This is a genomic window from Calidifontibacter terrae (assembly GCF_054778835.1).
Window position 1 is genome coordinate 184,174 of sequence record NZ_BAAGZF010000006.1, and the last position, 21,422, is coordinate 205,595.

At 64.9% G+C, this 21,422-nt stretch carries 20 protein-coding genes; 5 read left to right on the forward strand and 15 right to left on the reverse strand.

Features of this window, described 5'->3' with window-relative positions:
* Nucleotides 1–191: 191 nt before the first annotated feature.
* On the reverse strand, nt 192–1,007 hold the full coding sequence (locus ACYU98_RS09115) for a DUF1206 domain-containing protein (RefSeq protein WP_460467893.1): 816 nt from the start codon (nt 1,005–1,007) through the stop codon (nt 192–194).
* Nucleotides 1,008–1,106: 99 nt separating this feature from the next.
* Between ACYU98_RS09115 and ACYU98_RS09120 the strand changes: the two genes are divergently transcribed.
* Nucleotides 1,107–1,592, forward strand: coding sequence for a DUF4395 domain-containing protein (locus tag ACYU98_RS09120; RefSeq protein ID WP_460467894.1), 486 nt, complete (start codon nt 1,107–1,109; stop codon nt 1,590–1,592).
* Nucleotides 1,593–1,652: 60 nt separating this feature from the next.
* Here the strand turns inward: ACYU98_RS09120 and phoA are convergent, their stop codons facing one another.
* Nucleotides 1,653–3,098, reverse strand: coding sequence for an alkaline phosphatase (gene phoA, locus ACYU98_RS09125; RefSeq protein WP_460467895.1), 1,446 nt, complete (start codon nt 3,096–3,098; stop codon nt 1,653–1,655).
* A gap of 89 nt (nt 3,099–3,187) precedes the next feature.
* On the opposite strand from phoA, the gene ACYU98_RS09130 reads away from it, so the two are divergent.
* Genes ACYU98_RS09130 through ACYU98_RS09140 form a run of 3 tightly spaced genes read left to right on the forward strand, consistent with a single transcriptional unit; the run spans nt 3,188 to nt 4,763 of the window.
* Nucleotides 3,188–3,661, forward strand: coding sequence for an HIT family protein (locus tag ACYU98_RS09130; RefSeq protein ID WP_460467896.1), 474 nt, complete (start codon nt 3,188–3,190; stop codon nt 3,659–3,661).
* The gene (locus ACYU98_RS09135; protein ID WP_460467897.1) at nt 3,658–3,921 is read left to right on the forward strand and encodes a DUF4031 domain-containing protein; all 264 of its coding nucleotides are present in this window, start codon (nt 3,658–3,660) and stop codon (nt 3,919–3,921) included. The genes ACYU98_RS09130 and ACYU98_RS09135 overlap by 4 nt, the downstream gene beginning before the upstream one ends.
* 59 nt (nt 3,922–3,980) lie before the next feature.
* Entirely contained in the window at nt 3,981–4,763 is a 783-nt protein-coding gene (locus ACYU98_RS09140; RefSeq protein WP_460467898.1) for a maleylpyruvate isomerase family mycothiol-dependent enzyme, read from the forward strand.
* A gap of 3 nt (nt 4,764–4,766) precedes the next feature.
* On the opposite strand, the gene galK is transcribed toward ACYU98_RS09140, so the two are convergent.
* The 5 genes from galK to ACYU98_RS09165 all read right to left on the reverse strand — a co-directional run bounded on the left by galK (nt 4,767) and on the right by ACYU98_RS09165 (nt 10,211).
* The gene (galK, locus tag ACYU98_RS09145; RefSeq protein ID WP_460467899.1) at nt 4,767–5,915 is read right to left on the reverse strand and encodes a galactokinase; all 1,149 of its coding nucleotides are present in this window, start codon (nt 5,913–5,915) and stop codon (nt 4,767–4,769) included.
* A complete protein-coding gene (galT, locus tag ACYU98_RS09150; RefSeq protein WP_460467900.1) occupies nt 5,912–6,991 on the reverse strand; it encodes a galactose-1-phosphate uridylyltransferase in 1,080 nt (359 codons plus the stop codon). The genes galK and galT overlap by 4 nt, the downstream gene beginning before the upstream one ends.
* Nucleotides 6,992–6,995: 4 nt before the next feature.
* Entirely contained in the window at nt 6,996–7,901 is a 906-nt protein-coding gene (locus tag ACYU98_RS09155) for a carbohydrate ABC transporter permease (protein WP_460467901.1), read from the reverse strand.
* Nucleotides 7,898–8,803 carry a carbohydrate ABC transporter permease gene (locus tag ACYU98_RS09160; RefSeq protein ID WP_460467902.1) on the reverse strand — a complete coding sequence of 302 codons (906 nt, stop codon included), beginning with the start codon at nt 8,801–8,803 and terminating at the stop codon, nt 7,898–7,900. The genes ACYU98_RS09155 and ACYU98_RS09160 overlap by 4 nt, the downstream gene beginning before the upstream one ends.
* Before the next feature lie 88 nt (nt 8,804–8,891).
* Nucleotides 8,892–10,211, reverse strand: a complete 1,320-nt coding sequence (locus ACYU98_RS09165) for an ABC transporter substrate-binding protein (protein ID WP_460467903.1) — start codon at nt 10,209–10,211, stop codon at nt 8,892–8,894.
* Nucleotides 10,212–10,425: 214 nt separating this feature from the next.
* On the opposite strand from ACYU98_RS09165, the gene ACYU98_RS09170 reads away from it, so the two are divergent.
* Complete coding sequence (locus ACYU98_RS09170) at nt 10,426–10,893, forward strand: SRPBCC family protein (RefSeq protein ID WP_460467904.1); 468 nt, start codon at nt 10,426–10,428, stop codon at nt 10,891–10,893.
* A 46-nt stretch (nt 10,894–10,939) separates the two neighbouring features.
* Here ACYU98_RS09170 and ACYU98_RS09175 read toward each other — a convergent pair whose 3' ends face one another.
* The 8 genes from ACYU98_RS09175 to ACYU98_RS09210 form a co-directional block, all read right to left on the reverse strand.
* Complete coding sequence (locus tag ACYU98_RS09175; RefSeq protein ID WP_460467905.1) at nt 10,940–13,045, reverse strand: S9 family peptidase; 2,106 nt, start codon at nt 13,043–13,045, stop codon at nt 10,940–10,942.
* 14 nt (nt 13,046–13,059) lie between these two features.
* Nucleotides 13,060–16,635 (reverse strand): DNA polymerase III subunit alpha, encoded by a 3,576-nt coding sequence (dnaE, locus tag ACYU98_RS09180; protein WP_460467906.1) that lies wholly within the window; start codon nt 16,633–16,635, stop codon nt 13,060–13,062.
* 83 nt (nt 16,636–16,718) lie between these two features.
* Nucleotides 16,719–17,648 carry an RluA family pseudouridine synthase gene (locus ACYU98_RS09185; protein ID WP_460467907.1) on the reverse strand — a complete coding sequence of 310 codons (930 nt, stop codon included), beginning with the start codon at nt 17,646–17,648 and terminating at the stop codon, nt 16,719–16,721.
* Complete coding sequence (gene lspA / locus ACYU98_RS09190; RefSeq protein ID WP_460467908.1) at nt 17,641–18,237, reverse strand: signal peptidase II; 597 nt, start codon at nt 18,235–18,237, stop codon at nt 17,641–17,643. Before lspA ends, ACYU98_RS09185 begins: the two co-directional genes overlap by 8 nt.
* The gene (locus ACYU98_RS09195; RefSeq protein ID WP_460467909.1) at nt 18,213–19,019 is read right to left on the reverse strand and encodes a TraR/DksA family transcriptional regulator; all 807 of its coding nucleotides are present in this window, start codon (nt 19,017–19,019) and stop codon (nt 18,213–18,215) included. The genes lspA and ACYU98_RS09195 overlap by 25 nt, the downstream gene beginning before the upstream one ends.
* A gap of 174 nt (nt 19,020–19,193) precedes the next feature.
* On the reverse strand, nt 19,194–20,417 hold the full coding sequence (locus ACYU98_RS09200; protein WP_460467910.1) for a DivIVA domain-containing protein: 1,224 nt from the start codon (nt 20,415–20,417) through the stop codon (nt 19,194–19,196).
* A gap of 81 nt (nt 20,418–20,498) precedes the next feature.
* Nucleotides 20,499–20,777 (reverse strand): YggT family protein, encoded by a 279-nt coding sequence (locus ACYU98_RS09205; protein ID WP_460467911.1) that lies wholly within the window; start codon nt 20,775–20,777, stop codon nt 20,499–20,501.
* Between the two features lie 71 nt (nt 20,778–20,848).
* On the reverse strand, nt 20,849–21,379 hold the full coding sequence (locus tag ACYU98_RS09210) for a cell division protein SepF (protein ID WP_460467912.1): 531 nt from the start codon (nt 21,377–21,379) through the stop codon (nt 20,849–20,851).
* Nucleotides 21,380–21,422: the final 43 nt, after the last annotated feature.

Genomic DNA, 21,422 nt, shown 5'->3' on the forward strand with positions numbered 1-21,422 from the left:
CAAGAACTGTCGGAATCGCAACTGCACGGATAGCTTGCACGAGGACCATCGCCTTTCAGTGGACTACAGAAGAATCTGTCGAGACTCAATCCCCAGGCCATGAGAGAACCCTGAAAGACACGCACCCTTTTCCTGAACAGCACTGCACCGCGCCACCAGCGCCGATCAGCCGGGAGGACCTAAGCCCCGGCTCAGACCTTCGCGAACCTCGCACAAGCCAGCGAGTAGACCCCGTAGCACGCGATGCCGAGGGCCACCATGGTGAGCAGTCCCTTCCCGAACGGTTGCCCCAGCAGGGCGCGCAGCGCACCGTCCAGACCGGTGGTCTCCTTGGTGCTGCCCTTCGCGCCACCGACGACGAACAAGACTCCGACGATGCCGAGCGCGATTCCCTTGGCGATGTAGCCGATTCGGCCAAGCGCCATCACTGCCACACCGGGGTGCTCCTGCAGATCGTCACGGAAGCCCTCGGTCCATCCCTTGTAGGCGTGGTAGGCAGCCACCCCGAGGATCACCAGACCGACGACCACCACGAGCGCGCGCCCGAACGGCTGCACCATGAGCTTGCCGGTGAAGTCGCGGGTGCTTTTGCCCGACGACTGGCCGCCGCCGGACGCGAATCTGTAGGCCGCCCAGGCCAATGCGACGAACATGACCGCCTTCGCGGCATCGGAGACCGCATCGAACGCTCGGTCCTTCGCGTCGGCGCCGGGAGCACCGGTCACGGCTTTGGTCAGGTGCCAGACCGCCAACAGGACGAACCCCACGGCGACCACCCACAGCAGCACGCGTCCACCGGGTTGGTTGGCGAGGTCACCGAGTGCACCGGACTGGTCGGCGCTCCCCCCGCCCTTCGACCAGGCGATCCGGACGGCGATCCATGCGATCAGCAGATGGAGAAGGCCGCTGGCGGCGAAACCCGTCCGCGCTCCGTACTCGACGACTTTGGAGTCGCCGACCCCGCGTACCGCGTTCTCCGCCCGGTCCTGCGCACCGTCCATGTCCATAAGACGAATCCTGCCGCGTGGCCGGCGGCAACAGGTGGCAGGTGTCCAACAGACGACACGAAACCAACGCACGCCTTTCATACTTCATAATCTGTGGTTATGGCATTGATCGGTTTCCCAGACGAGGTCAACGAGAAGGCGGCCCGGGTCGTCGCCGGTGGCGTCGTGGTTCTCACCGCGGCAACCCTGCTGAGCGGGTGGCGTTGGCTGACCCTGCTCCTGGTGGCTGGATTCGCGCTCCGCGTCATGGCCGGTCCGCGGTTCAGCCCGCTCGGCCGGTTGGCGGCAAGCGTCATCGCTCCCCGACTCGGCCAGCCGAAGATCGTGGCCGGTGCGCCGAAGCGTTTCGCGCAGACCGTCGGGCTCGCCTTCTCCGCAGCAGCCGCGATCGCCTGGATCGGTTTCGGCGCGCATGCTGTGGCCGTTGTTCTGTTAGCGGTCCTGTTGGTCTTTGCCGCGTTGGAGAGCGTGGTCGGTTTCTGCGCCGGCTGTTTCGTGTTCGGCTACCTGATGCGCTGGGGCGTGGTGCCCGAGGAAACCTGCGCCGCCTGCAGTGACATCAGCCTGCGCCGCCAGACCGCTTGACCCACCCCATGCAAAAGGCCCCCGAACGAACCGGGGGCCTTTCGCCGTACAGGGGAAAGATCAGGGCTTGCGAGCGTGGTCGACCGAAGAGCCCATGATCTGGAACAGGTCGGTCTGGTCGATCAGCCCCACCAGGTTGCTGGCGCCCGGACCGTAGCCGGCAACGCGCACCTGAGTTCCGGTGTGCTGCTGGCTGCCACCGGCCGGTGAGGTGCCGTAGGCAACGATCATCGGCGCGCCGTCGGCGGTGGTCAAGACCGTGTTCTGACCGGGCGTCGCGCCATCGACGATCTGGCTGGTGTGGGCGTGGTCGGCGGTGACGATGACGATCGTGTTGCCGTCGGCCTTGGCGTAGGCAAGCGCGGACTGCACGGCGTCGTCGAGCTGACCGGTCTCACCGATCTGACCACACGCGTTCGCGGCGTGATCCTGCTTGTCGATCGAGGCGCTCTCGATCTGCAGGAAGAAGCCGCTCTTCTTGGTAGCCGGGTTCTTGGCGAGCAGGCCAAGGGACTTGTCGGTCATGTCCTTCAGGCTCGGGACCGCGGCGAACTCCGGGTTCGCCTTGCAGGTCTCGGCCGGCGGCAGGGTGCCCTGCGCGGTGGTGCTCGGCGCGAACTTCACCGGCATGTTGCCGGTCGAGAACAGCGCCAACAGCGGTGCCTTCTGGTCGGCCGACTTCACACCCGACAACTGCGACTTGTCGGTGAGGTACTGGTAGCCACGGTCCTTGGCCTGCTGGGTGAGAGTCTTCCCGCTCCATTTGCCAGCCTTGGCGGTCTCATCGAAGGTGGCCGAGCCGCCGCCCATCGTGACATCGGGTCGAGTGTCGAGCATCTGCTCGGCGATCGAGCCAAGGCCGCCGTTCTCCTTGGCCTCCGCGGCGCAGGTGGTCGAGGTCTTGACCGGGCCGTAGCAGGACCGGGCGCTGATGTGGCTGACCTGGACGGCCGGGGTGGCGTCCTCGATCTCAGCGGTCGTGATGTTGCCCGTGGCCATCCCGCCGGACTTGGCGATCTCCAGCAGCGTCTTCTGCGGCTTGCCGTGACGGTCGACTGAGATCGCGTTGTCATAGGTCTTGGTGCCGGTTGCCCAGTTGGTGCCAGTCGCGGCCGAGTCGGGGTCGTAGTCGGGCAGACCGTCGCTCTTGCGGACGCTGTAATGCGTCATCTGACCGGTCATCGGCAGCGCGTCGATGCCCTTGAACGCCTTGCCGGCGCCGAGCAGGTAGTTGCGCGCGACAGTGATCTCCGAGTCGCCCATGCCATCACCGATGATCAGGATCACGTTCTTAGCGGGGCCCTTCTGGACGCTGCTGTCGATGATCCGCGTTTGATCGCCGGCCTCGCGCATCGCGCCGCCGTGAACGTCCAGGACGCCGTGGGCGCTGCGGTCCAGCAGCGGCAGGTGGTGACCAGCACCGGCGTACGCAGATGTGCCGACACCCAGCAGGGTGACGGCGGCAGCGCCCGCAAAGGTGACGCGCCGGGTTCGTGCAGTGAACATGGGGATCCTCCGTGTCTTCGAAGGCTGCGGTGACGGCCACAGCCGCCGCCTATCGAATCCACCCTGAGGAGACTCTGGGAAAAACCTGAGTGTCGGGAAGGTGTCCACCTCCCGAACTCGCTCTCTGCCGCTCTGACCGCCATGATCAGAGGATGACCTCCTGCGCGTTCTGCTCGATTGTGGCCGACGGGGCCGGAGCCCACGTTGTCCACGAGACCGCGACGACCCTCGCCTTCCTCGACACCCGACCGGTATTCAAGGGCCATGTTCTGGTCGTGCCCCGATCCCACCACGCGACCTTGGCCGACCTGCCACCGGCGGAACTGCCCGCTTTCTTCGCCGAAGTGCAATTGATCGCGGCCCAGCTGCCGGCGGCGGTGGCGGCAGCGGGGACCTTCGTCGCAATGAACAACGTTGTCTCCCAGTCGGTTCCGCACCTTCATTGCCACGTCGTCCCCCGCTCGAAGGGTGACGGGCTGCGTGGCTTCTTCTGGCCTCGTACGAAATATGCCGACGGCGAGGCCGCCGACTTCGCGCAGCGGATCGCGGCGGCGCTGCGATGACGGTGCTGATTGATCCCCCGTTCTGGCCGGCCTACGACCGGTTGTGGTCTCACCTGGTCAGCGACAGTTCGTACGAGGAGTTGCACCAGTTCGCCGGGCGACTTGGGTTGCCGGAGCACCTCTTCGATGGTGACCACTACGACATCCCGCAGGAGCGCTACGCGACCGTGGTCGCAGCCGGCGCGCTGGAAGTCAGCGGCGGTCAGTTGATCCGGCGGCTGATCGCCAGCGGGCTGCGGATTCGCGCAGCCGACCGCTAGGACGCGGATCGTCCGCAACCGGTCCTAGCCTCGTGTCATCACCCGATGAGAGGACCGTGATGATCGACCGTGCCACCCATATCAACAGCGAAGCCGAGAGGTTCGGCGCCGCGCTGGCCGAGGCCCCAGCCGACGCGAAGGTGCCGACCTGCCCGGAATGGAACTCGGTTGACCTCTTGAAGCACCTCACCCAGGTCCACGACTTCTGGGCGGCGGTGATCGGCGACAAGCTGGAGGGTAGCCAGGTCGAGGCGTATCAAGAAGCCCGCACCCCGCTGCCCGACGATCGCGCTCAATTGCTCACGCTGCGCGCCGATGCCACCAAGCGGTTGCTGACCGCGCTGCAGTCCCGCGAACCGAATGAGACGGCTTGGAGTTGGTTCCCGCCCGATCAGAGCGTCGCCTTCACCTGGCGCATGCAGACTCACGAGGCGACCATGCACCGCGTCGATGCGGAGTTGACCGCGGGGCGACCGATCGGGGCGATCCCGGCCGACATTGCCGCTGACGGGATCGACCACGTTGTCGACGTGATGTGGAACTGGGCGCCTGCCGACGCCCAGCGCACCCCCACCGGAACCCTGGAATTCGTCGCTACCGACACCGGTCAGCGGTGGCTTGTCGACACCTACACCTGGACCGGCTCGGCGTGGGGACAGACCTTCACCGATCAGGCCGCAGCCGGGCGATCAGCAGACGGAACCCCAGCCGCGACCGTGTCCGGAACTGCCGCCAATCTGGACCTGCTGGTCTGGACCCGCGCCGACCGGGACATCACCCGCGAGGGCGACCCAGCCGTCCTGGCCGCTTTCCAGCAGGTGCTCGACGACGGCATCCAGTAGGCCTCAGGAAAGTCGGCGCGCCCCGTCCGCGGCGGTTGCCACGAAGGCGGTCGGTTCGGGGTAGCTGGCGTCGGCCGCCGCCTTCCGACAGGCCGCCAGGACTTCGTTTTCACGCCCTGCGTCGACCAGCGCGATCACGCAACCACCAAATCCACCGCCGGTCATCCGGGCGCCGTGGGCGCCCGCGTCGAGCGCGGTGCGCTGAATCAGATCGACGGTCGGAGCCGTGATTTCAAAGTCGTCGCGCATCGAGATGTGGGAGGCATTGAACAACGGGCCAAGGCCGCTCACCACTGCCCCCGAGCGCAAGATCTCAACCGCCTGATGAACCCGGTTGCTGTCCGCAACGATGTGTCGTGCACGCCGATACAACAGGTCACCGAGCTCGGCTCGCTCCCGTTCGATCCGCGCTGGATCGACCAACGCCAGGTGATCGCAGTTCAGCAGTCGCTCGGCGTCGGCCACCGCCTCGCGGCGCGCGGCGTATTCGCCCGAGACCAACGCATGCGGGGTGTGCGAGTCGATCACCAGCAGCCGTACGGCGTCAGTGACGAAAGCGACCGGCGTCACCTCTTGGGTGCGAGTGTCGATCGCCAATGCACGGTCACGGACCCCGCACATCGAGGCCAACTGATCCATCACACCGGTCGGTGCGCCGGCGATCTCGTTCTCCGAACGACGCGCGAGCGCGGCAACCTCGTGGGTGGTCGCCACCCAACCGAAAAGATCCGAGAGCGCCAGGCCGGTTGAACAACTCAGCGCCGCCGACGAAGAGAGCCCGGCACCGACCGCGAGATCGGAAGCAACGGCGAGTTGTGCCCCACCGACCCTCCGGCCAGCTTCCCGAGCCGCCCACCAGACACCAGCCGGATAGGCGAACCAGTCGAGATCGGCACTCGGCGTGATGGCATCGATCGCGACGGACACCGGCGGGCTTCCACCGAACGCACTCACAGCCTCAATGGTCGGCTCGTTGGTCAGTGCGACCGCAACCGCGGTGCCCTGCGCGAGAGCGATCGGCAAAACCATCCCGCCGGCGTAGTCGGTGTGTTCACCCAGCAGGTTGACCCGTCCGGGCGCAAACCAGACACCGTCGGGCTCGCGCCCATAGGTGCGCTGGAAGAGGTCACGGGCCGCCTCGCCTGGAGTCACGCCAGGACCTCTCGCAGGCGGGCGGCCTGCTGCTCGGGCATGACGTCACCAACGAAAGCACCCTGCGCAGACTCGCTGCCGGCCAAGAACTTCAGCTTGTCGGCCGAGCGGCGAATCGAGAACAGCTCGAGGTGAACCCAGGAGACGTCGCGATCGACCCGGGCCGGCGCCTGCTGCCACGACGCGATGTAAGGCATCGGCATGTCGTAGAGCCGGTCGAACGCGCGCAACACCGACAGGTAGATGTCGGCGAAGGAATCCCGTTGCGCCGCATCGAGTTCGGCGATGTCCGCTCGCTGCTGCAGCGGGAAGAAGTGCACCTCCATGGGCCACCGCGCGGCGTAGGGGACGAACGCGATCCAGTGGTCGTTCTGCGCCACGATGCGCTCCCCCGCGGCCTGTTCCGCGGCGATGATGTCGCCGAACAAGCTGCTGCCGGTGCGCTCGAAGTGGCTGCGGGCCTGCGCCAGTTCGGTGGCCGCGTGAGGCGGCACGAACGGGTAGCCGTAGATCTGACCGTGCGGATGTTGCAGGGTCACTCCGATCTCAACGCCGCGGTTCTCGAACGGAAACACGTGGGCGACCTCGGGCAACGCATTCAGCGCTGCGGTGCGTTCGGCCCACGCGTCGACGACCAGGCGTGCTTGGCTCTGGTCGAGCTGGGCGAAGCTGCCGTCGTGGTCGCTGGAGAAGCAGAGGACCTCGCAACGGCCGACGGCGGCCTGCTCGTCGTACAGGTCGGCGGAGCCGAGTTCTGCTCGACCAGCGCCGCCGAAGGAGGGGAAGCGGTTCTCGAAGGCGACCACCTGGTAATCGGGCGACGGCACCTCCGACAACGACCCCGGGCGAGAAGGACATAACGGACACTCGCTGGCGGCCGGCATGAACGTGCGGGCCTGCCGGTGGGCCGCCAGGGCGACCCACTCCCCGGTCAGGGGGTCGCGGCGCATAACGCCGCCGACCCCCCGCGGGCCCAACTCGGTACGGGTGTCCGCAACAGCCTCGCGGGCTGTTCCGTCCTGGTCGAACCAAACGATTTCGCGACCATCGGCGAGATGGCCCTTGGTTTGTTCCACGCTTCTACTTCACCGAACCGCTCATGAGACCGCCGATGAAGTACCGGCCGAGGACGATGTAGACCAACAGCGTTGGGAGAGAAGCAATCAGCACACCCGCCATGATCTGCGGGTAGTTGGGGTTCTGCCCACCTGCAAGGTCGTTCAGGGCATAGGTGACCGGCCCGTTCGTCGGGCTGGTGAGGAACAACGCGAACAGGAAGTCGTTCCAGGCCGAGGTGAACTGCCAGATCATGGTGACCACGAACGCAGGGGCGGAGATCGGCAACACGATCGAGCGGAAGGTGCGCAGCACCCCCGATCCGTCGACCTGAGCCGCCTCGAGGATCTCGTTGGGAACGGCAGTGTCGTAGTAGTTGCGGAAGATCAGCGTGCAGATCGGAATACCGAAGATCGAGTGCACAACGATCAGTTTCACGATGCCGTCGAACCAACCGAAGGTGCCCTGAACATCGAGCAACATCCCCTGCAACGGGATCATCACGGCCTGGTACGGAATGAACATGCCGAACAGGAACAGGGTGAACACCGTGTTCGAGAACGGGAACTTCAGTGCCGAGAAGACATAGCCGTTGAGCGCGCCGAGACACGAGGAGATGATCGCCGCGGCCAGCGCCATGACCAACGAACGCCCCATCGAGGCGTGCAAGACGTCCCAGGCGGACGACCACCCCTGGGTGGAGAAGTGAAACGGCAGACCCCACGCATCGGAGGCCGTCACGTCGTTGGCGCGCTTGAAGCTGGTGACCAGCAGGACGTACATCGGGGTTAGTACGAAGAGCGCGAAGACGACGAGCAGGACGTAGCGCAGGGTTCGGCCCGCCATCGTGCCTTCGGTGCCCGGCGCCTTGCCGGTGCTCGTACGCGCCGGAATGGCGTCCTTCTCGATTGCCGCATCGACAGTGGTCATCGGCCGCTCCTGTTCTGGTCGCGGTTGGTGTAGATCAAGTAGGGAACGACAGCCAAGGCGACGATCAGCAACAGGATCGTGGCGTTGACGGCGGCGCCGGTCGCATTGTTCTGGCTGAACATCTGCTGCCACATCAGGGTGGCCGGAACCAACGCCTGGTAACTCTGGTTACCGGCGATGGCATAAATGAGGTCGAACATCTTCATCGACATGTGGCCGACGATGATCAACGCCGACAAGGCGATGGGTGACAGCTGCGGGAACAGAACGTGGCGGTAGATCTGCCACTCACCGGCGCCGTCGATGCGGGCCGCTTCGCGCTGGTCATCCGAGATGCCGCGGAAGCCGGCGAGGAAGAGCGCCATGACATAGCCGGACAACTGCCAGATGGCTGGCAGCGCCATCGCGGCCATGCCGAACTTGCCCTGCGACCACCACGAGCTCTGCAGGAAATCGAGGTGCAGCTTCAGGAACAACTGGTTCAAACCGACGGCTTGCCCCTCCCCCTTACCCGGGCTGAGCAACCAGCGCCACACGACGCCTGCCGCGATGAACGACACGGCCATCGGGAACAGGTAGATCGAGCGGAACAGACCTTCCGCTGCCACACCCTTCTCCAACAGCAACGCCCACAACAACCCGAAGAACATCGTGCCAACCACGAAGACGAGGGTCAGCACGACCAGGTTGAACAACGCGTGCTGGTAGTTGGGGTCACTCAGCAGGTTCGTGTAGTTCCCAATACCGCCGGGATTGGTCACCCTCCCGGTCACGATGTTTTCGGTGCGCGAGAGGGATTCCAGCAGGTTTTTGGTGAGCAACCAGTAGACGAACACCGCCACCAGAATGATCGACGGTGACACGAGCAGGAGGCCCGGGACCCATTTCTTCGTACGGGACATGAGGCAGCTTTCCGGTTTCGCAGGAGTGGTCATGGCCGGCGCACAAGGTCGGGCCGCCGCGCGCAGCGACGGCCCGACCTGTGTGCGATCAGGCCGCGTTCTTCTTTGCGGCAGCGACCAGGTCCTTGACCAGAGTCGCCTCGTCACGCGAGTGGTAGAACTTCGACACGGCGGTGCCGATGTCGGTGTTCCATGCGAGGTTCACCGCAGCACCGTGCGTAATCGACGACACGATCTTGTTGCTCTTGAAGTCGGCCATCGCGTCCTGCTGGTACTTCGGGAAGGCCGAGGCGGGAACGTCCGTACGGGCCGGGATGGAACCCTTGGCCAGGTTGAACGCCTTCTGTCCGTCGGCACCACCGAGGGTCATCAGCCAGTCCTTGGCGCCCGCGGGGTTCTTGGCACCCTTGGGGAGCGTGAAGGAGTCGGCCAGGAAGTCGAAGACACCGTCGGTTCCCGGAACCGGGAACCAGTCCCAGTCGGTGCCCTGCTTCTTGCCCTTGTCACCGAACTCGGCCACGGCCCAGTCGCCCATGACGTTGTAGGCGGCCTTGCCGTTGATCACCATGTCGGTGGCGACCGGCCAGTCGTCACCATCGGAAGCGGTGTTCGCGAAGGTCAGCAACTGCTTGAACTCCGACACTGCCTGCTTGACCTCGGCGGAGTCCCAAGCTGTCTTGCCGTCGAAGAGCCCGGCGTACTTGTCGACACCGAGGTCGGCAATCAGGACCGTCTCGAACAACTGCTGTTGGGTCCAGGTTCCCGAGACCGACAACGGGGTCGCGACGCCGGTGGCCTTGACCTTCCCGAGGTCGGTGATCCAGTCCTTGATCGTCTTCGGGACCGCGGTGATGCCGGCCTTCTTGAGCAGCGCGACATTGGTCCACACCACGTTCGCACGGTGGATGTTGGAGGGCACCGAATAGATGTTGCCCTTCACCGTCAACCGGTCGAGCAGGCTCTGCGGGAACGACTTCGATCCACCGAGCGCGTTTATGACGTCGTTGACCGGAAGAATCTGGCCGGCCGCGATGTAGTCGGTCAGTTCCGCGCCGGCGTGGCCCTGGAAAGAGTCCGGCGGCTGGTTGTTCTGCAGGTCCGCGGCAAGCTTGGCCTTCGCGTTGCTACCGGCACCACCGGCAACCGCAAGGTTGACGAAGGTGTCCTTGGGGGCTTTCGCCTTGAAGACCTTCTGCAGGGCGTCGAGACCGAGCTTCTCCGAACCAGAGGCCCACCACGTGAACACGCCCACGTTGCCGCCAGCGCCGCCTTCGGTCATGGTCGCGGTGCCCGAGGCTCCGGTTCCGGTGGCGCCGCCACCGGTGGTCTTGGTGCCGCTGCTGCAGGCAGCAAGTGTCATCGAGGCGGCCACGGTGAAAAGCACCGATCGCCGCGTGGGCTGAGACATTCTGACTCCTTCGTACGAATCCGGGTTCGCCCTCATTGGCACACACCTCGGGCCGCACACAGCGGTCCACCCGTGCGGGTGTGCGGCTCTAGTCTGCTCCGATTCGTTGTGAGGGGAAGCACATTCGTGCGTTTTGGCGCAACGATCCAGTTTTCGTGACCTGTTCGTGTTCAAATAATCCGTCGCTTCGACTCGCCACCAGGAGACTCTCCCAATGCCCAACAACTTGACCGCGTCCGTCGTCATCGATGCGGCCACCGACGAGGTGTGGCGCGTTGTGTCCGACCTCGGCCGGATGGGCAACTGGAGTCCGCAGTGCCGCAAAGTCATCGTGCTCGGCAAGGGTGTGCGACTTGGCACCCGGATGATCAACATCAACCGGATGGGCTGGAAAGCGTGGCCGACCCACAGCAAGGTCGTTCGCTACGAACCGAACTCGCAGATCGCGTTCCGGGTCCGCGACAACGGATCGATCTGGAGCTACCGGCTCGAATCGCTGTCTGAGGGCGGCACCCTGGTCACGGAGACGCGCGATGTATCTGCCGGAATCAAGCCCACGTCGAGCTTCCTGACCAAGCATTTTCTGGGCGGTAACCAACAGTTCGAGGTGGAACTGGTCCGCGGGATGGAACTGACGCTCGCCCGGATGAAGGCCGATGTCGAAGCGGCTGAAGCCCATTGACCGCCCGATACCGCTGAGGTCGAGCTACCCGCGGCGATTCATCGGCTCAGATTGCACCGATCGCATCGAGCAGGAAGGCGACCTCGAAAGCGTCCTGTTTCCAGCCGTCGTAGCGCCCGCTGCTGCCAGCATGGCCGGCCACGATTTCGGTTTTGAGCAGGACGGGTCGATCCGGACCGTTCGTCACCCTCGACCGCAGCCGCTGGGTCCACTTCACCGCTTCGACAAAGCTCACCCGCGTGTCGTTGACGCTGGTGGTGGCCAGGACGGTCGGGTAAGCGACCGCCCGGATGTTGTCGTAGGGGCTGTAGGACTTCATGCAGGCATAGATCGCCGGATCCGCCAGCGGGTTGCCCCACTCCTCCCACTCGCCGACGGTGAGGGGAAGGGTCGGGTCAGTGATCGTGGTCAACACGTCGACGAAGGGAACACCGGCGTGAACGACCCGGAAGAGATCAGGGGCCTCGTTGATCGACGCTCCGATCAGCATCCCGCCAGCCGAGGCACCTTCGGCCGCGAGCCGATCGGCCGCCACCCAGCCGGATGAGATCAGATATCGACCGGAGTCAACGAAGTCGTGGAAGGTGTTGGGCTTGGCCAGCATCTTCCCGTCGTCGTACCACCGGCGCCCCATCTCACCGCCGCCGCGCGGATGCGCCAAGGCATAGACGACTCCACGGTCAAGCATCGACAGGCGCAACACGCTGAAGGCGGGGTCGATGCTGGCTTCGTAGGAGCCGTAGCCGTAAAGGAAACCGGGGTTGGAGTGATCCGGGTGGACATCGCTGCGACGGACGATGTCGAGCGGCAACCGTTCGCCGTCCCGAGCCTCGACCCAGACGCGCTCCTCAACGTAGGCGGACGGGTCGTAGCCCGGAACCTGCTGCTGTTTGAGCGTGGTGGTCGCGCCATCGGGGGTGACGTCGAGAACTGTTCGGGGGGTGAGGAAGGAGGTGACAACGACCTGCACGGCGGGTTGGTCGTACATCGGGTTGCTGGCCGGGGTCACCCGCGCTAACGCCGAGTCGGTCTCAATCAGTTGCGGCGGACCGTAGGGGCGGTCGCCCTCCTGTTTGCGCAGCAACGCGGTGGTCGCCAAGCCGCCGCTGCGCAGCGACAAGGCCACGAAACCGGCGAACGGAATCGGACCGATGATCCGCTCCCCTGGCGTCGGCGCGTGGACCGTCTGCCAATGGTCGCGACCCGGGCTGGCCAAGGGCGCCCACGCGAGTTCGAAATCGACGTGGGAACCGTTGTGGGTCACCAGGATTCGCTCGCCGTCGATCTCAACGGAATAGTCGAGGCCAGCGGTGCGCGGTTCGACGAGGACCGGCTTCGAGGCCGGCTGGTTGAGATCGACGAGGCGGGCCTCGGTGGTCAGCTGCGATCCGGAGTGGATCACCAGCCAGCGGTCGTCGCGCGAGGCTTCGAGGCCGAGGCTGAATTGCTCGTCGGCTTCTTCGAAGACCAACTCGTCGCGATCGGTCGGGGTGGCGAGTTGGTGGCGCCACACCTGGTGGGCGCGCCACGCGTCATCACGGCGTACGTAGAAGAGATGACGACCGTCGGCCGACCAGGCGAGGTCGTAGCTGACCTGCCGCACCGCGTCGTCGAGCACCACGCCGGTGGTCGCGTCGCGCACCTGCAAGTCATACAGTTCGTCGCCGCTGCGGTCGACCAGCACCGCGACCTGACTGCCATCCGGGCTGATCTCCAAAGCGCCGAGCTCGAGGAACTCCGCGCCCTCGGCTTCCGCATTGCCGTCGAAAAGCACTTGCTCTCCTGGAACCGGCACAGTCGGCGACGGAGTCGGCCGGGGGTCGCCGGGAACGTACGGAGCCCGAAGGTGCACTTCGTACTGCTGTCCGGTGCGGGTGCGGTGGAAATACCACCAGTCCCCCAGGCGTACGGGCACGGAGACGTCGTCCTCTTCGATCCGAGCGACCAGTTCCTCAAAGATGGTCCGGCTCGGAGTATCGAGATGGGCCGTCACCGACCGGGTGTGGGCGTTCTCGGCCTCGACCAGCGGGATCAACCGCGGATCGTCGTGATTGCGCATCCAACCGAACTCGTCGTGGACGACGTCGCCGTGCAACTCACGCGTGGAGGGAACTCGATCCGCCAGTGGCGGACGACCAGTGTTCTGATGCAACGGTTCTGCGCCCTTCAGACGGCTAGACAGGTGGGACCGAGCAGTGCCTTCAGATCGCCGAACAAGGCTGCGGTCGCGTTGACTCGCAGGTTGTCGTCGAGCTTGACGGTGACCTGACGGCCCGGCTGAGTCAGTCGGACATGGACCTCGGTGGCGCCCGGGTGTTCGCCGAGGACTTGCTTCAGTTTCACGGCGACGCCGTTGTTGGCTCGCGCGAGCGGCATGGTGAGAATCACCGGGCCCCGCATGTCGCCCTTCAGTTCGGGGATGGTCATCTCCTGGGCGTTGAGGCTGATCGAGTCATCGCGCGCCATGACCTGACCCCGGATCACGCAGACGACGTCGGTGTTCAGCATCGTCGAGACCGTCATGTAGGTCTTGGCGAAGAACAGCACCTCGATCGAGCCCTCGAGGTCCTCAACCTCGGCGATGGCCCAGAGCTCACCCTTCTTGTTTCGCTTGAGCGTGAGGCCGGTGACCAGACCGGCGATGGTGACCATCGACCGGTCCTTCGGCGCGTCTTCGCCGAGCAGCCGGGAGATTGGCGTGTCTGCGTGTTGCGACAGAAGGTGCTCGATGCCGAACAACGGGTGATCGGAGACGTAGAGGCCGAGCATGTCGCGCTCAAAGGCGAGCTTGGTCTGCTTGTCCCACTCGATCTGCGGGATCGTCGGCAACGCGGCGAACTGCACGCCTTGCGAGTCGTCCCCGAAACCGCCGAACAGGCTGTCCTGGCCATGGGCCTCGTTGCGCTTCTCCTCCACCAGCGAGTCGACGTAGGTCTCGTGGATGTGGACCAGACCCTGACGTTGGTGGCCGAGGTCGTCGAAGGCGCCCGCCTTGATCAGCGACTCGATGGTGCGCTTGTTGCAGACCACCGCCGGAACCTTGCGCAGGAAGTCCTCGAACGAGGTGAACCGGCCCTTTTCCTTCCGCGCCTGCTCGATTCCCTCGACGACGTTGCCACCGACATTGCGGATCGCGGCGAGTCCGAAACGGATGTCTTCGCCGACGGCGGTGAAGTCATCGATCGACTCGTTCACGTCAGGCGGCAACACCTTGATCCCGAGCTTGCGGGTGTCGGCGAGGTAGATCGCCATCTTGTCCTTGGAGTCCTCGACCGAAGTCAGCAACGCCGCGGCATACTCCGCCGGGTAGTTCGCTTTGAGGTAGGCGGTCCAACACGACACCAAGGCATAGCCGGCGGCGTGGGACTTGTTGAAGGCATAGCCGGCGAACGGCAACATGACATCCCAGAGGGCCTGGGTCGCCTCGGTGGAATAGCCATTTTTGGCCATGCCTCCGGAGAAGTTGTCCCACTCCTTAGCCAGCACCTCTGGCTTCTTCTTGCCCATCGCGCGCCGCAGCAAGTCCGCGCCGCCGAGGGTGTAGCCCGCGAGCTCGCGGGCGATCGCCATGATCTGCTCCTGATAAATGAGCAGGTGGAACGTTCCACCCAAAATCGGATCAAGAGCGTCATGCAATTCCGGATGGATCGCGGTGATCGGCTTGCGACCGTTTTTGCGGTCGGCGTAGTCGGTGTGGGCGTTGGCTCCCATCGGCCCCGGCCGGTAGAGAGCCAACACGGCGGTGATGTCCTCGAACCCGGTGGGTGCCATCTGCCGCAGCAGGGTGCGCATGCCGCCACCATCGAGCTGGAACACCCCGAGCGTGTCTCCACGGCCCAGCAGCTCATAGGTGGTCGGGTCGTCGAGCGGGATCGTCTCGGTGGTGATCGTCTCGCCGCGGTTGGCCTGGATGTTCTTCAGCGCCTGGTCGATGATGCCGAGGTTGCGCAGGCCCAGGAAGTCCATCTTGACCAGGCCCATCTCCTCACACTGCGGGTAGGAGAAGCCGGTGATGATGGTGCCGTCTTTGTCTCGACGGTGCATCGGGATGAGGTCGAGCAGCGGCTCTGAGGAGAGGATCACCGCGGCGGCGTGGACGCCGGTTCCCCGGATCTTGCCCTCGAGCCCACGCGCGGTTTCGAAAACCTTCTTGACCTCCGGCTGGGCCTCGATCATGTTCCGGAAGTCGACGCCCTCGTTGAACCGCGGGTGTTCCTTGTTGTAGGTCGCGGCCAGCGGCACACCCTTGCCCTGGACGTCCGGGGGCATTGCCTTGGAGATCTGGTCACCGAGCGAGAACGGGAAGCCCAGGATGCGGTTGGCGTCTTTGATCGCGGCCTTGGCCTTGATCGTCGAGAAGGTGTTGACCTGAGCGGTGTATTCAGCGCCGTACTTCTCGGTGACGTAGCGGACCATCTTGTCGCGCTGCCGGTCGTCGAAGTCGAGGTCGACGTCGGGCGGGCTGATGCGCTCTGGGTTCAAGAAGCGCTCGAACAGCAGGCCGTGTTCCAACGGGTCGAGCTCGATGATCCGAGTGAGATAGGCGACCAGCGATCCCGCCGCCGACCCACGACCGGGGCCGAGCGGGATCCCGCTGTCGCGGGCGTGCTTGCAGATGTCGGCAACGACCAAGAAGTAGGAGGAGAAGCCCATCGGTTCGATGACCTTCATCTCGGTCTCGACGCGCTCCCACACTCCCTCGGGCACCTCGTCGCCGTAGCGCTCTTGGACACCGACCGCGATCTGCTCGCGCAGGAAGGCCGCTTGGGTCTGACCCTCGGGAACGTCGGGGAACTGGGGCATCCGGTCAACGTGGGCGAAGACCTCGTCGTAATTTCCGATCTGCTCGAGAACACGCAGGGTGTTGTCACAGGCCTCGGGCAGTTCGCGGAACAGCTCCCGCATCTCATCGGCCGACTTGATGTAGTAGCCCGAGCCATTGAACCGGAACCGCGACGGGTCGTCCTTGTTGCGCCCTACGCCGACGCAGAGCAGGTCGTCGTGGCTGTCGGCTTGATCCTCGGTGACGTAGTGGGAGTCGTTGGTGGCCAGCAGCGGCAGGTCGAGCTTCTTGGCCACCCGCAACAGGTCTTCGCGCACCTGCCGCTCGATGGCCACGTCGTGGTCCATCAGCTCGAGGTAGAAGTTGTCTTTGCCGAAGATCTCGCGCAGTTCGCCAGCCGCCTGAACGGCTTCGTCGAACTGGCCCAACCGCAGCCGGGTCTGCACCGCGCCAGAGGGACATCCGGTGGTGGCGATGATGTCGCCGGCATATTGCTCGAACAACTCGATGTCCATCCGGGGTTTGCCGTAGAAACCCTCGAAGCTGGCGCGCGAACTGAGCGCGAACAGATTGCGCAGCCCCTGTGCGTTCTTGGCCCACATCGTCATGTGCAGGTAGCGGCCGCCACCGGAGATGTCTTTGCCACCTTCGGAGTCGACGTTGTTGTCGCGCTGGCCCGAGTTGGCCCAGAACTCCTGCTTGCGGTTGCGCCGGTCACTCGGCGCGACGTAGGCCTCGATGCCGATGATCGGCTTGACCGTCTCGAACTCACGGGCGGCGTTCTGGAAGTCATACGCCCCGAAGATGTTGCCGTGGTCGCTCATCGCGACCGCCGGCATCCCGAGGCGTTCCACCTCCTTCAGCAACGGCTTCACCTGGGCCGCGCCGTCCAGCATGGAGTATTCCGTGTGGACGTGAAGGTGGACGAAATCGGATCGGGTGTGGCTCTGGCTCGACATCGTGGACGAGTCTAAGACCGACCACCGACATCATCGTCATCCGTCGGCTGAACAGGCCAGCATGACCGTGACAGAGCCTCGGATCAGCCCTGGCGGGCAAGCTCCAAAGCGCGCTGCAGATCGGCCGGGTAGGGGCTGGTGAAGGTAACCCACTCCCCTGATCCGGGGTGTTCGAAACCGAGCTCAACGGCATGCAACCACTGCCGCTCCAGGCGCAGCTTCTTGGCCACGGTCGGGTCGGATCCGTAGAGCGGGTCACCGACACAGGGGTGCTTCATCGCGGCCATGTGGACACGGATCTGATGGGTACGGCCGGTCTCGAGGTGGACCTCGAGCAACGACATCGACCGGAACGCCTCGAGCAGCTCGTAGTGGGTCACGCTCTGACGCCCGGACTGCAGCACCGCGAACTTGTAGTCGTGGCCTGGGTGGCGACCGATCGGGGCCTCGATGGTGCCCTCCACGGGATCCGGCAGGCCTTGGACCAGCGTGTGGTAAATCTTGCGCGGGGTGCGGTCCCGGAACGCCTGCTTCAACACGGTGTACGCCCGTTCGGACTTCGCCACCACCATCAGGCCCGAGGTGCCGACGTCGAGGCGCTGCACGATCCCTTGTCGCTCGGCCGCGCCCGAGGTGGAGATCCGATAGCCCGCTCCCGCGAGGCCGGACACCACATCCGGGCCGTCCCAGCCGACACTCGGGTGAGCGGCAACGCCAGCCGGCTTGTCGACGACCACGATCTCGGTGTCGTCATGGACGATTCGCAGGTCGTCGATCACCTGCGGCTTGACCTGCGGAATGCGATCCAGTTCGTCGGGCATGGTCACTTCGAGCCACTGCCCCGCGCCCACTCGATCGGATTTCCCCACCGGGCGACCGTCGAGGGTCACACCGCCGGTGGCCGCAAGCTCCGCGGCCCTCGTACGAGAGAACCCCAGGAGGCGGGCAAGGGCGGCGTCGACCCGCTCGCCTTCGAGACCCTCAGGGACCGGAAGCGATTTCAGTTCAGGCATCGTCGGTGTCGCTCCGGTCGCTCTCGCCATCGCGGCGGTTGGTTGTTGTGTCGTTGTTGGCGCGGCTGCCGTCGATGCCGATGCCGCGGATCGACAACAGGGCGATCAAGCAGGCGGCACCGACCACGCACATATCGGCGACGTTGAAGATCGGCCAGTGCGGCAACTCAAGGAAGTCGACGACGTGACCTTTGCCGCCACCCGGCGACCGGAAGAACCGGTCGGTCAGATTACCCAGCGCTCCCCCGATCAACAGCCCGAGCCCGAGGGCCCAGCCTGCGCTGTGCAGTCGGCGCGCGAAGTAGATCGTCGCTGCGATGACCACGCAAGCAATCAGGGTGAGCACCCACGTCGCGTTGGTGCCAATCGAGAACGCCGCGCCGGGGTTGAAGGTGAGGTGCAATTGCAGCAGGCTGCCCAGCACTTCACGCGGCTGCATCGGGTCAAGCGAGTTGGCGGCCCACCATTTGGTGACCTGATCGAGCGCGTATCCAACGATGGCGACCGCGATCAAAAGGCCGATCGACCCACCTCGGGAGACGGTGGATCGAGGCGGGGTGTCGGTCAGCGCCGTTCCTTCTGCTTGCATGCCATGCACAGTGTCGCACGCGGGAACGCCTGCAGCCGCATCTTGCCGATCGGCTTGCCGCAGTTCTCGCACACGCCGAACGTGCCGTCCTCGATGCGTTCCAGCGCGTGCTGCGCCTGCGCCAACGAACTGCGGTTGTTCTGGGCCAACGTGTATTCGTGGTCGCGCTCGAACGCCTTGCTGCCGACATCGGCCTGATCGTCGCCGGCGCCGCTGCTGGAGTCCTTGATCAGACCGGCAATGTCAGCCTCGATCGATCGTAGTTCGGCTTCCAAGCGGTCGACGTCGCCAACCAACTCAGCACGAACCTCTTCGAGTTCGGCTGCGGTCCACGGTGATTCGTCCTCGCGTACGACGAGATCAACGGGCGCGGCCTGCAGGGTCTTCTTCACGGTCACCTTCTTGGTCACAGGGCTGGTTCTGGTGGAGGTGCGGCGTTGTGCGACAGGCGTCGCCGCATCGGCCGCCTTGCCAACGGTCAAGGGCGCCTCGGCATTCCCGCTGCGGGAGATGGGCTTCGCCGCCGTTTTCTTCGCCGCCGGTTCTGCGGTCCTTGTTGTCTTCTTCGGCGCTGTCGCTTTGGCTGCGACGGCTGCCGGAGCAGCGCTCTTGCGGGCCCGGCGGGGCGCGGCAGCCGCGGCCGTGGGCTCGGTCGATGACTGCGAGTCCGCCTCTGAGTCCATGCTCTTGCCGCCCGTCACTCGCCCGACGGTGCCGCCGGCCGTGCGCAACAACGAACTAACCCGTGACCGAGCCTTCGGCCCGGAATCCTTCGCCGTCATCCCCGACAGCCTCTCTTCGCTGGATGGAACTCGACAACTGGGCCGAACCATAAGCCCAGACAACGTGTGGCGGCAACGGAATTTCGCAATGAATATGACTTTCCACCCGCCGGGGTGGCCGCGGACATGACGAAGGCGGCGTCACCGCTTGGGTGACGCCGCCTTCGATGTGAGTCAGTTGTCCTTGGGCGACTTCACGTCGTCAAGGCCGACATTCTTCAGCTGCTCGAGTTGACCCTCGATGTAGCCGCGCAGCTTGCTGCGGTAGTCGTTCTCGAAACCGCGCAGCGTGTCGATCTTCCCGTTCAGGCCGTCGCGCTGGTTGGTCAGATCAGTCAGCACCGAGGTGCGCTCGTCGTTGGCGGTGCGGATCAACTCGTCGTGAGTGCCCTGGCCGGTCTTGACGAACTCGTCGTGCTTGCTCTGCCCGGTCTTCACGAACTCGTCATGCTTGGCCTGGCCAGTGTTGACCAACTCGTCGTGCTTGGCCTGGCCGGTCTTGACGAACTCGTCATGCTTAGCCTGACCCGCGTTGACCAATTCGTCGTGCTTGGTCTTGCCCGTCGACAGGAACTCGTCGTACTTGCTCTGGCCGGTGCGCAGCAGTTCGTCGTGCCGCGAGTTCGCTTCACCGACGACCTTGTCGTGGTGGGCCTGCGCGTCGCCGATGAGCTTGTCGCGAGTGACCTCGCCCTCGCGGACGTGTTCGTCATGCAACTTCTGAGCCAGAGCGATGACACCTGCGGCGCCACCGGTCGCGCCACCACCTGCGAGGGCCTGCGCACCCGAGGGGGACTGCTGCGCTTCGGCCGCGGCCTTGTCGCGGGCGGCAGCAACATCCTTCTCGGCAGCTGCAACCTGAGCGCGCAACCCAGCAAGCTTCTCCTGCTCGGCCTTGGTGTCCTGTTGTGCCTTCGCGAGGTCGGCCTTCGCCTGAGTCAGCTTCGCTTCGGTCGCGGCAAGCTCCTGCTGGGCTGCGGAAAGGCTTGCCGTGGCGGTCGAGTGATCGTCGGCCACCTTGCGCTTCTCGCCACCGCTGACCTTCGCGGTCGCGCTGCGGTCCTGCACACTCTTGAGATCGCGCTCGGCATCGGCGATCTGAGCCTTCAACGCGGCGAGCTTCTTCTCATCGGCAGCGGCCGAGGTCGCAGTTGCACCGGCAGCCATTGGAACAGCGGAGGCAGCATCGGCCTTCACGTTCGTGGCCGGCTGCCCGGATGCTCGCCGGCAGTCCGCCAGTTGGGACGACAGCTCGTCGTTCTCGGCGTTCAGTCGGCGCAGCTCCACGACGATCTCGTCGAGGAAGTCGTCCACCTGGATCTCGTCATAGCCGTTCTTCCCGAAACCCTTGGGCTTCGTGAACTCCTTCTTGACTACGTCCTCAGGCGTCAACGCCATGTGGTCACCTCTGGTGCAGGTAGGGCCGCCCGCGTGGCCCGAATTCGGGCATGACAGGGCGACGGGTTGTTTTCTCAGCGATCACCTTAGGACACTGAGCAGCAAAGAGACACACAGCATCAGCACGAGGAACGCCAGGTCGACCCGGACCTGACCCACCCGCAGCGGCGGGATGAGTCGGCGAAGGAGTTTCAATGGCGGGTCAGTGACGGTGTAAACAGCCTCCGCAATCACCAAGACAGCGCCCTTGGGACGCCAGTCACGGGCGAAGACCTGCACCCAGTCAAGAACCAGTCGGACGATCAGGACGATGAAAAAGACATAAACCACCGTCGCGACGACGGCGATCACGGAATCCACGGCTCAAACCTACGTGACGGTAGCGCGGATGTTGCAGGGCGCGCCGGACACGCCACCCTGCAACGCATCAATCAGCTCTGGTTGAACAGGCCGCGCCCGGACTTCGCGTCGCTACCGGACGTCGCAACCTCGACACCCGACGGGGACAGCAAGAAGACCTTCGCGGTCACGCGCTCGATGGTGCCCTGTAGTCCAAAGACCAAGCCCGCGGCGAAGTCAACGAGGCGCTTGGCATCGGTGTCGTCCATGTCGGACAGGTTCATGATCACCGGAACGCCATCGCGGAAGCTCTCGCCAATCTGCTTGGCCTCGTTGTAGGTCCGCGGGTGGATCGCGTTGATACGGCTCATGTCGCCTGCCTTGGGGCGTGCCGCGACCGGGGCCACGGGAGACTTGTGCAACTGGGTGACCGGAGCGGGACGAGCTTCGATCTCGTCCTCGGAACCAAAGCCGGACTCGGTGTAGTCGTCGTAGCCGTGAGCCTGAACCGGGTGGCCCTGGTCGTCGTACGACTCCTCGTAGTGGGCGTAGTCCTCGGTGTAGCGGTGGTCCTCTTCGGCCAAGCCGAGGTAGGCCATGGTCTTGCGCAGTGCGCCTGCCATCTCCAAGCTCCTTGCATTGTCCGGCGGAGGCGCCGAGCGCAAC

What these genes read in the sequence shown, in the direction of transcription:
- ACYU98_RS09165 (WP_460467903.1), bottom strand. Translation starts at nt 10,211, where the DNA reads ATGTCTCAGCCCACGCGGCGATCGGTGCTTTTCACCGTGGCCGCCTCG.
- ACYU98_RS09170 (WP_460467904.1), top strand. Translation starts at nt 10,426, where the DNA reads ATGCCCAACAACTTGACCGCGTCCGTCGTCATCGATGCGGCCACCGAC.
- ACYU98_RS09185 (WP_460467907.1), bottom strand. Translation starts at nt 17,648, where the DNA reads ATGCCTGAACTGAAATCGCTTCCGGTCCCTGAGGGTCTCGAAGGCGAG.
- ACYU98_RS09160 (WP_460467902.1), bottom strand. Translation starts at nt 8,803, where the DNA reads ATGTCCCGTACGAAGAAATGGGTCCCGGGCCTCCTGCTCGTGTCACCG.
- ACYU98_RS09115 (WP_460467893.1), bottom strand. Translation starts at nt 1,007, where the DNA reads ATGGACATGGACGGTGCGCAGGACCGGGCGGAGAACGCGGTACGCGGG.
- ACYU98_RS09200 (WP_460467910.1), bottom strand. Translation starts at nt 20,417, where the DNA reads ATGGCGTTGACGCCTGAGGACGTAGTCAAGAAGGAGTTCACGAAGCCC.
- ACYU98_RS09155 (WP_460467901.1), bottom strand. Translation starts at nt 7,901, where the DNA reads ATGACCACTGTCGATGCGGCAATCGAGAAGGACGCCATTCCGGCGCGT.
- ACYU98_RS09120 (WP_460467894.1), top strand. Translation starts at nt 1,107, where the DNA reads ATGGCATTGATCGGTTTCCCAGACGAGGTCAACGAGAAGGCGGCCCGG.
- lspA (WP_460467908.1), bottom strand. Translation starts at nt 18,237, where the DNA reads ATGCAAGCAGAAGGAACGGCGCTGACCGACACCCCGCCTCGATCCACC.
- dnaE (WP_460467906.1), bottom strand. Translation starts at nt 16,635, where the DNA reads ATGTCGAGCCAGAGCCACACCCGATCCGATTTCGTCCACCTTCACGTC.
- phoA (WP_460467895.1), bottom strand. Translation starts at nt 3,098, where the DNA reads ATGTTCACTGCACGAACCCGGCGCGTCACCTTTGCGGGCGCTGCCGCC.
- ACYU98_RS09195 (WP_460467909.1), bottom strand. Translation starts at nt 19,019, where the DNA reads ATGACGGCGAAGGATTCCGGGCCGAAGGCTCGGTCACGGGTTAGTTCG.
- ACYU98_RS09135 (WP_460467897.1), top strand. Translation starts at nt 3,658, where the DNA reads ATGACGGTGCTGATTGATCCCCCGTTCTGGCCGGCCTACGACCGGTTG.
- ACYU98_RS09140 (WP_460467898.1), top strand. Translation starts at nt 3,981, where the DNA reads ATGATCGACCGTGCCACCCATATCAACAGCGAAGCCGAGAGGTTCGGC.
- ACYU98_RS09210 (WP_460467912.1), bottom strand. Translation starts at nt 21,379, where the DNA reads ATGGCAGGCGCACTGCGCAAGACCATGGCCTACCTCGGCTTGGCCGAA.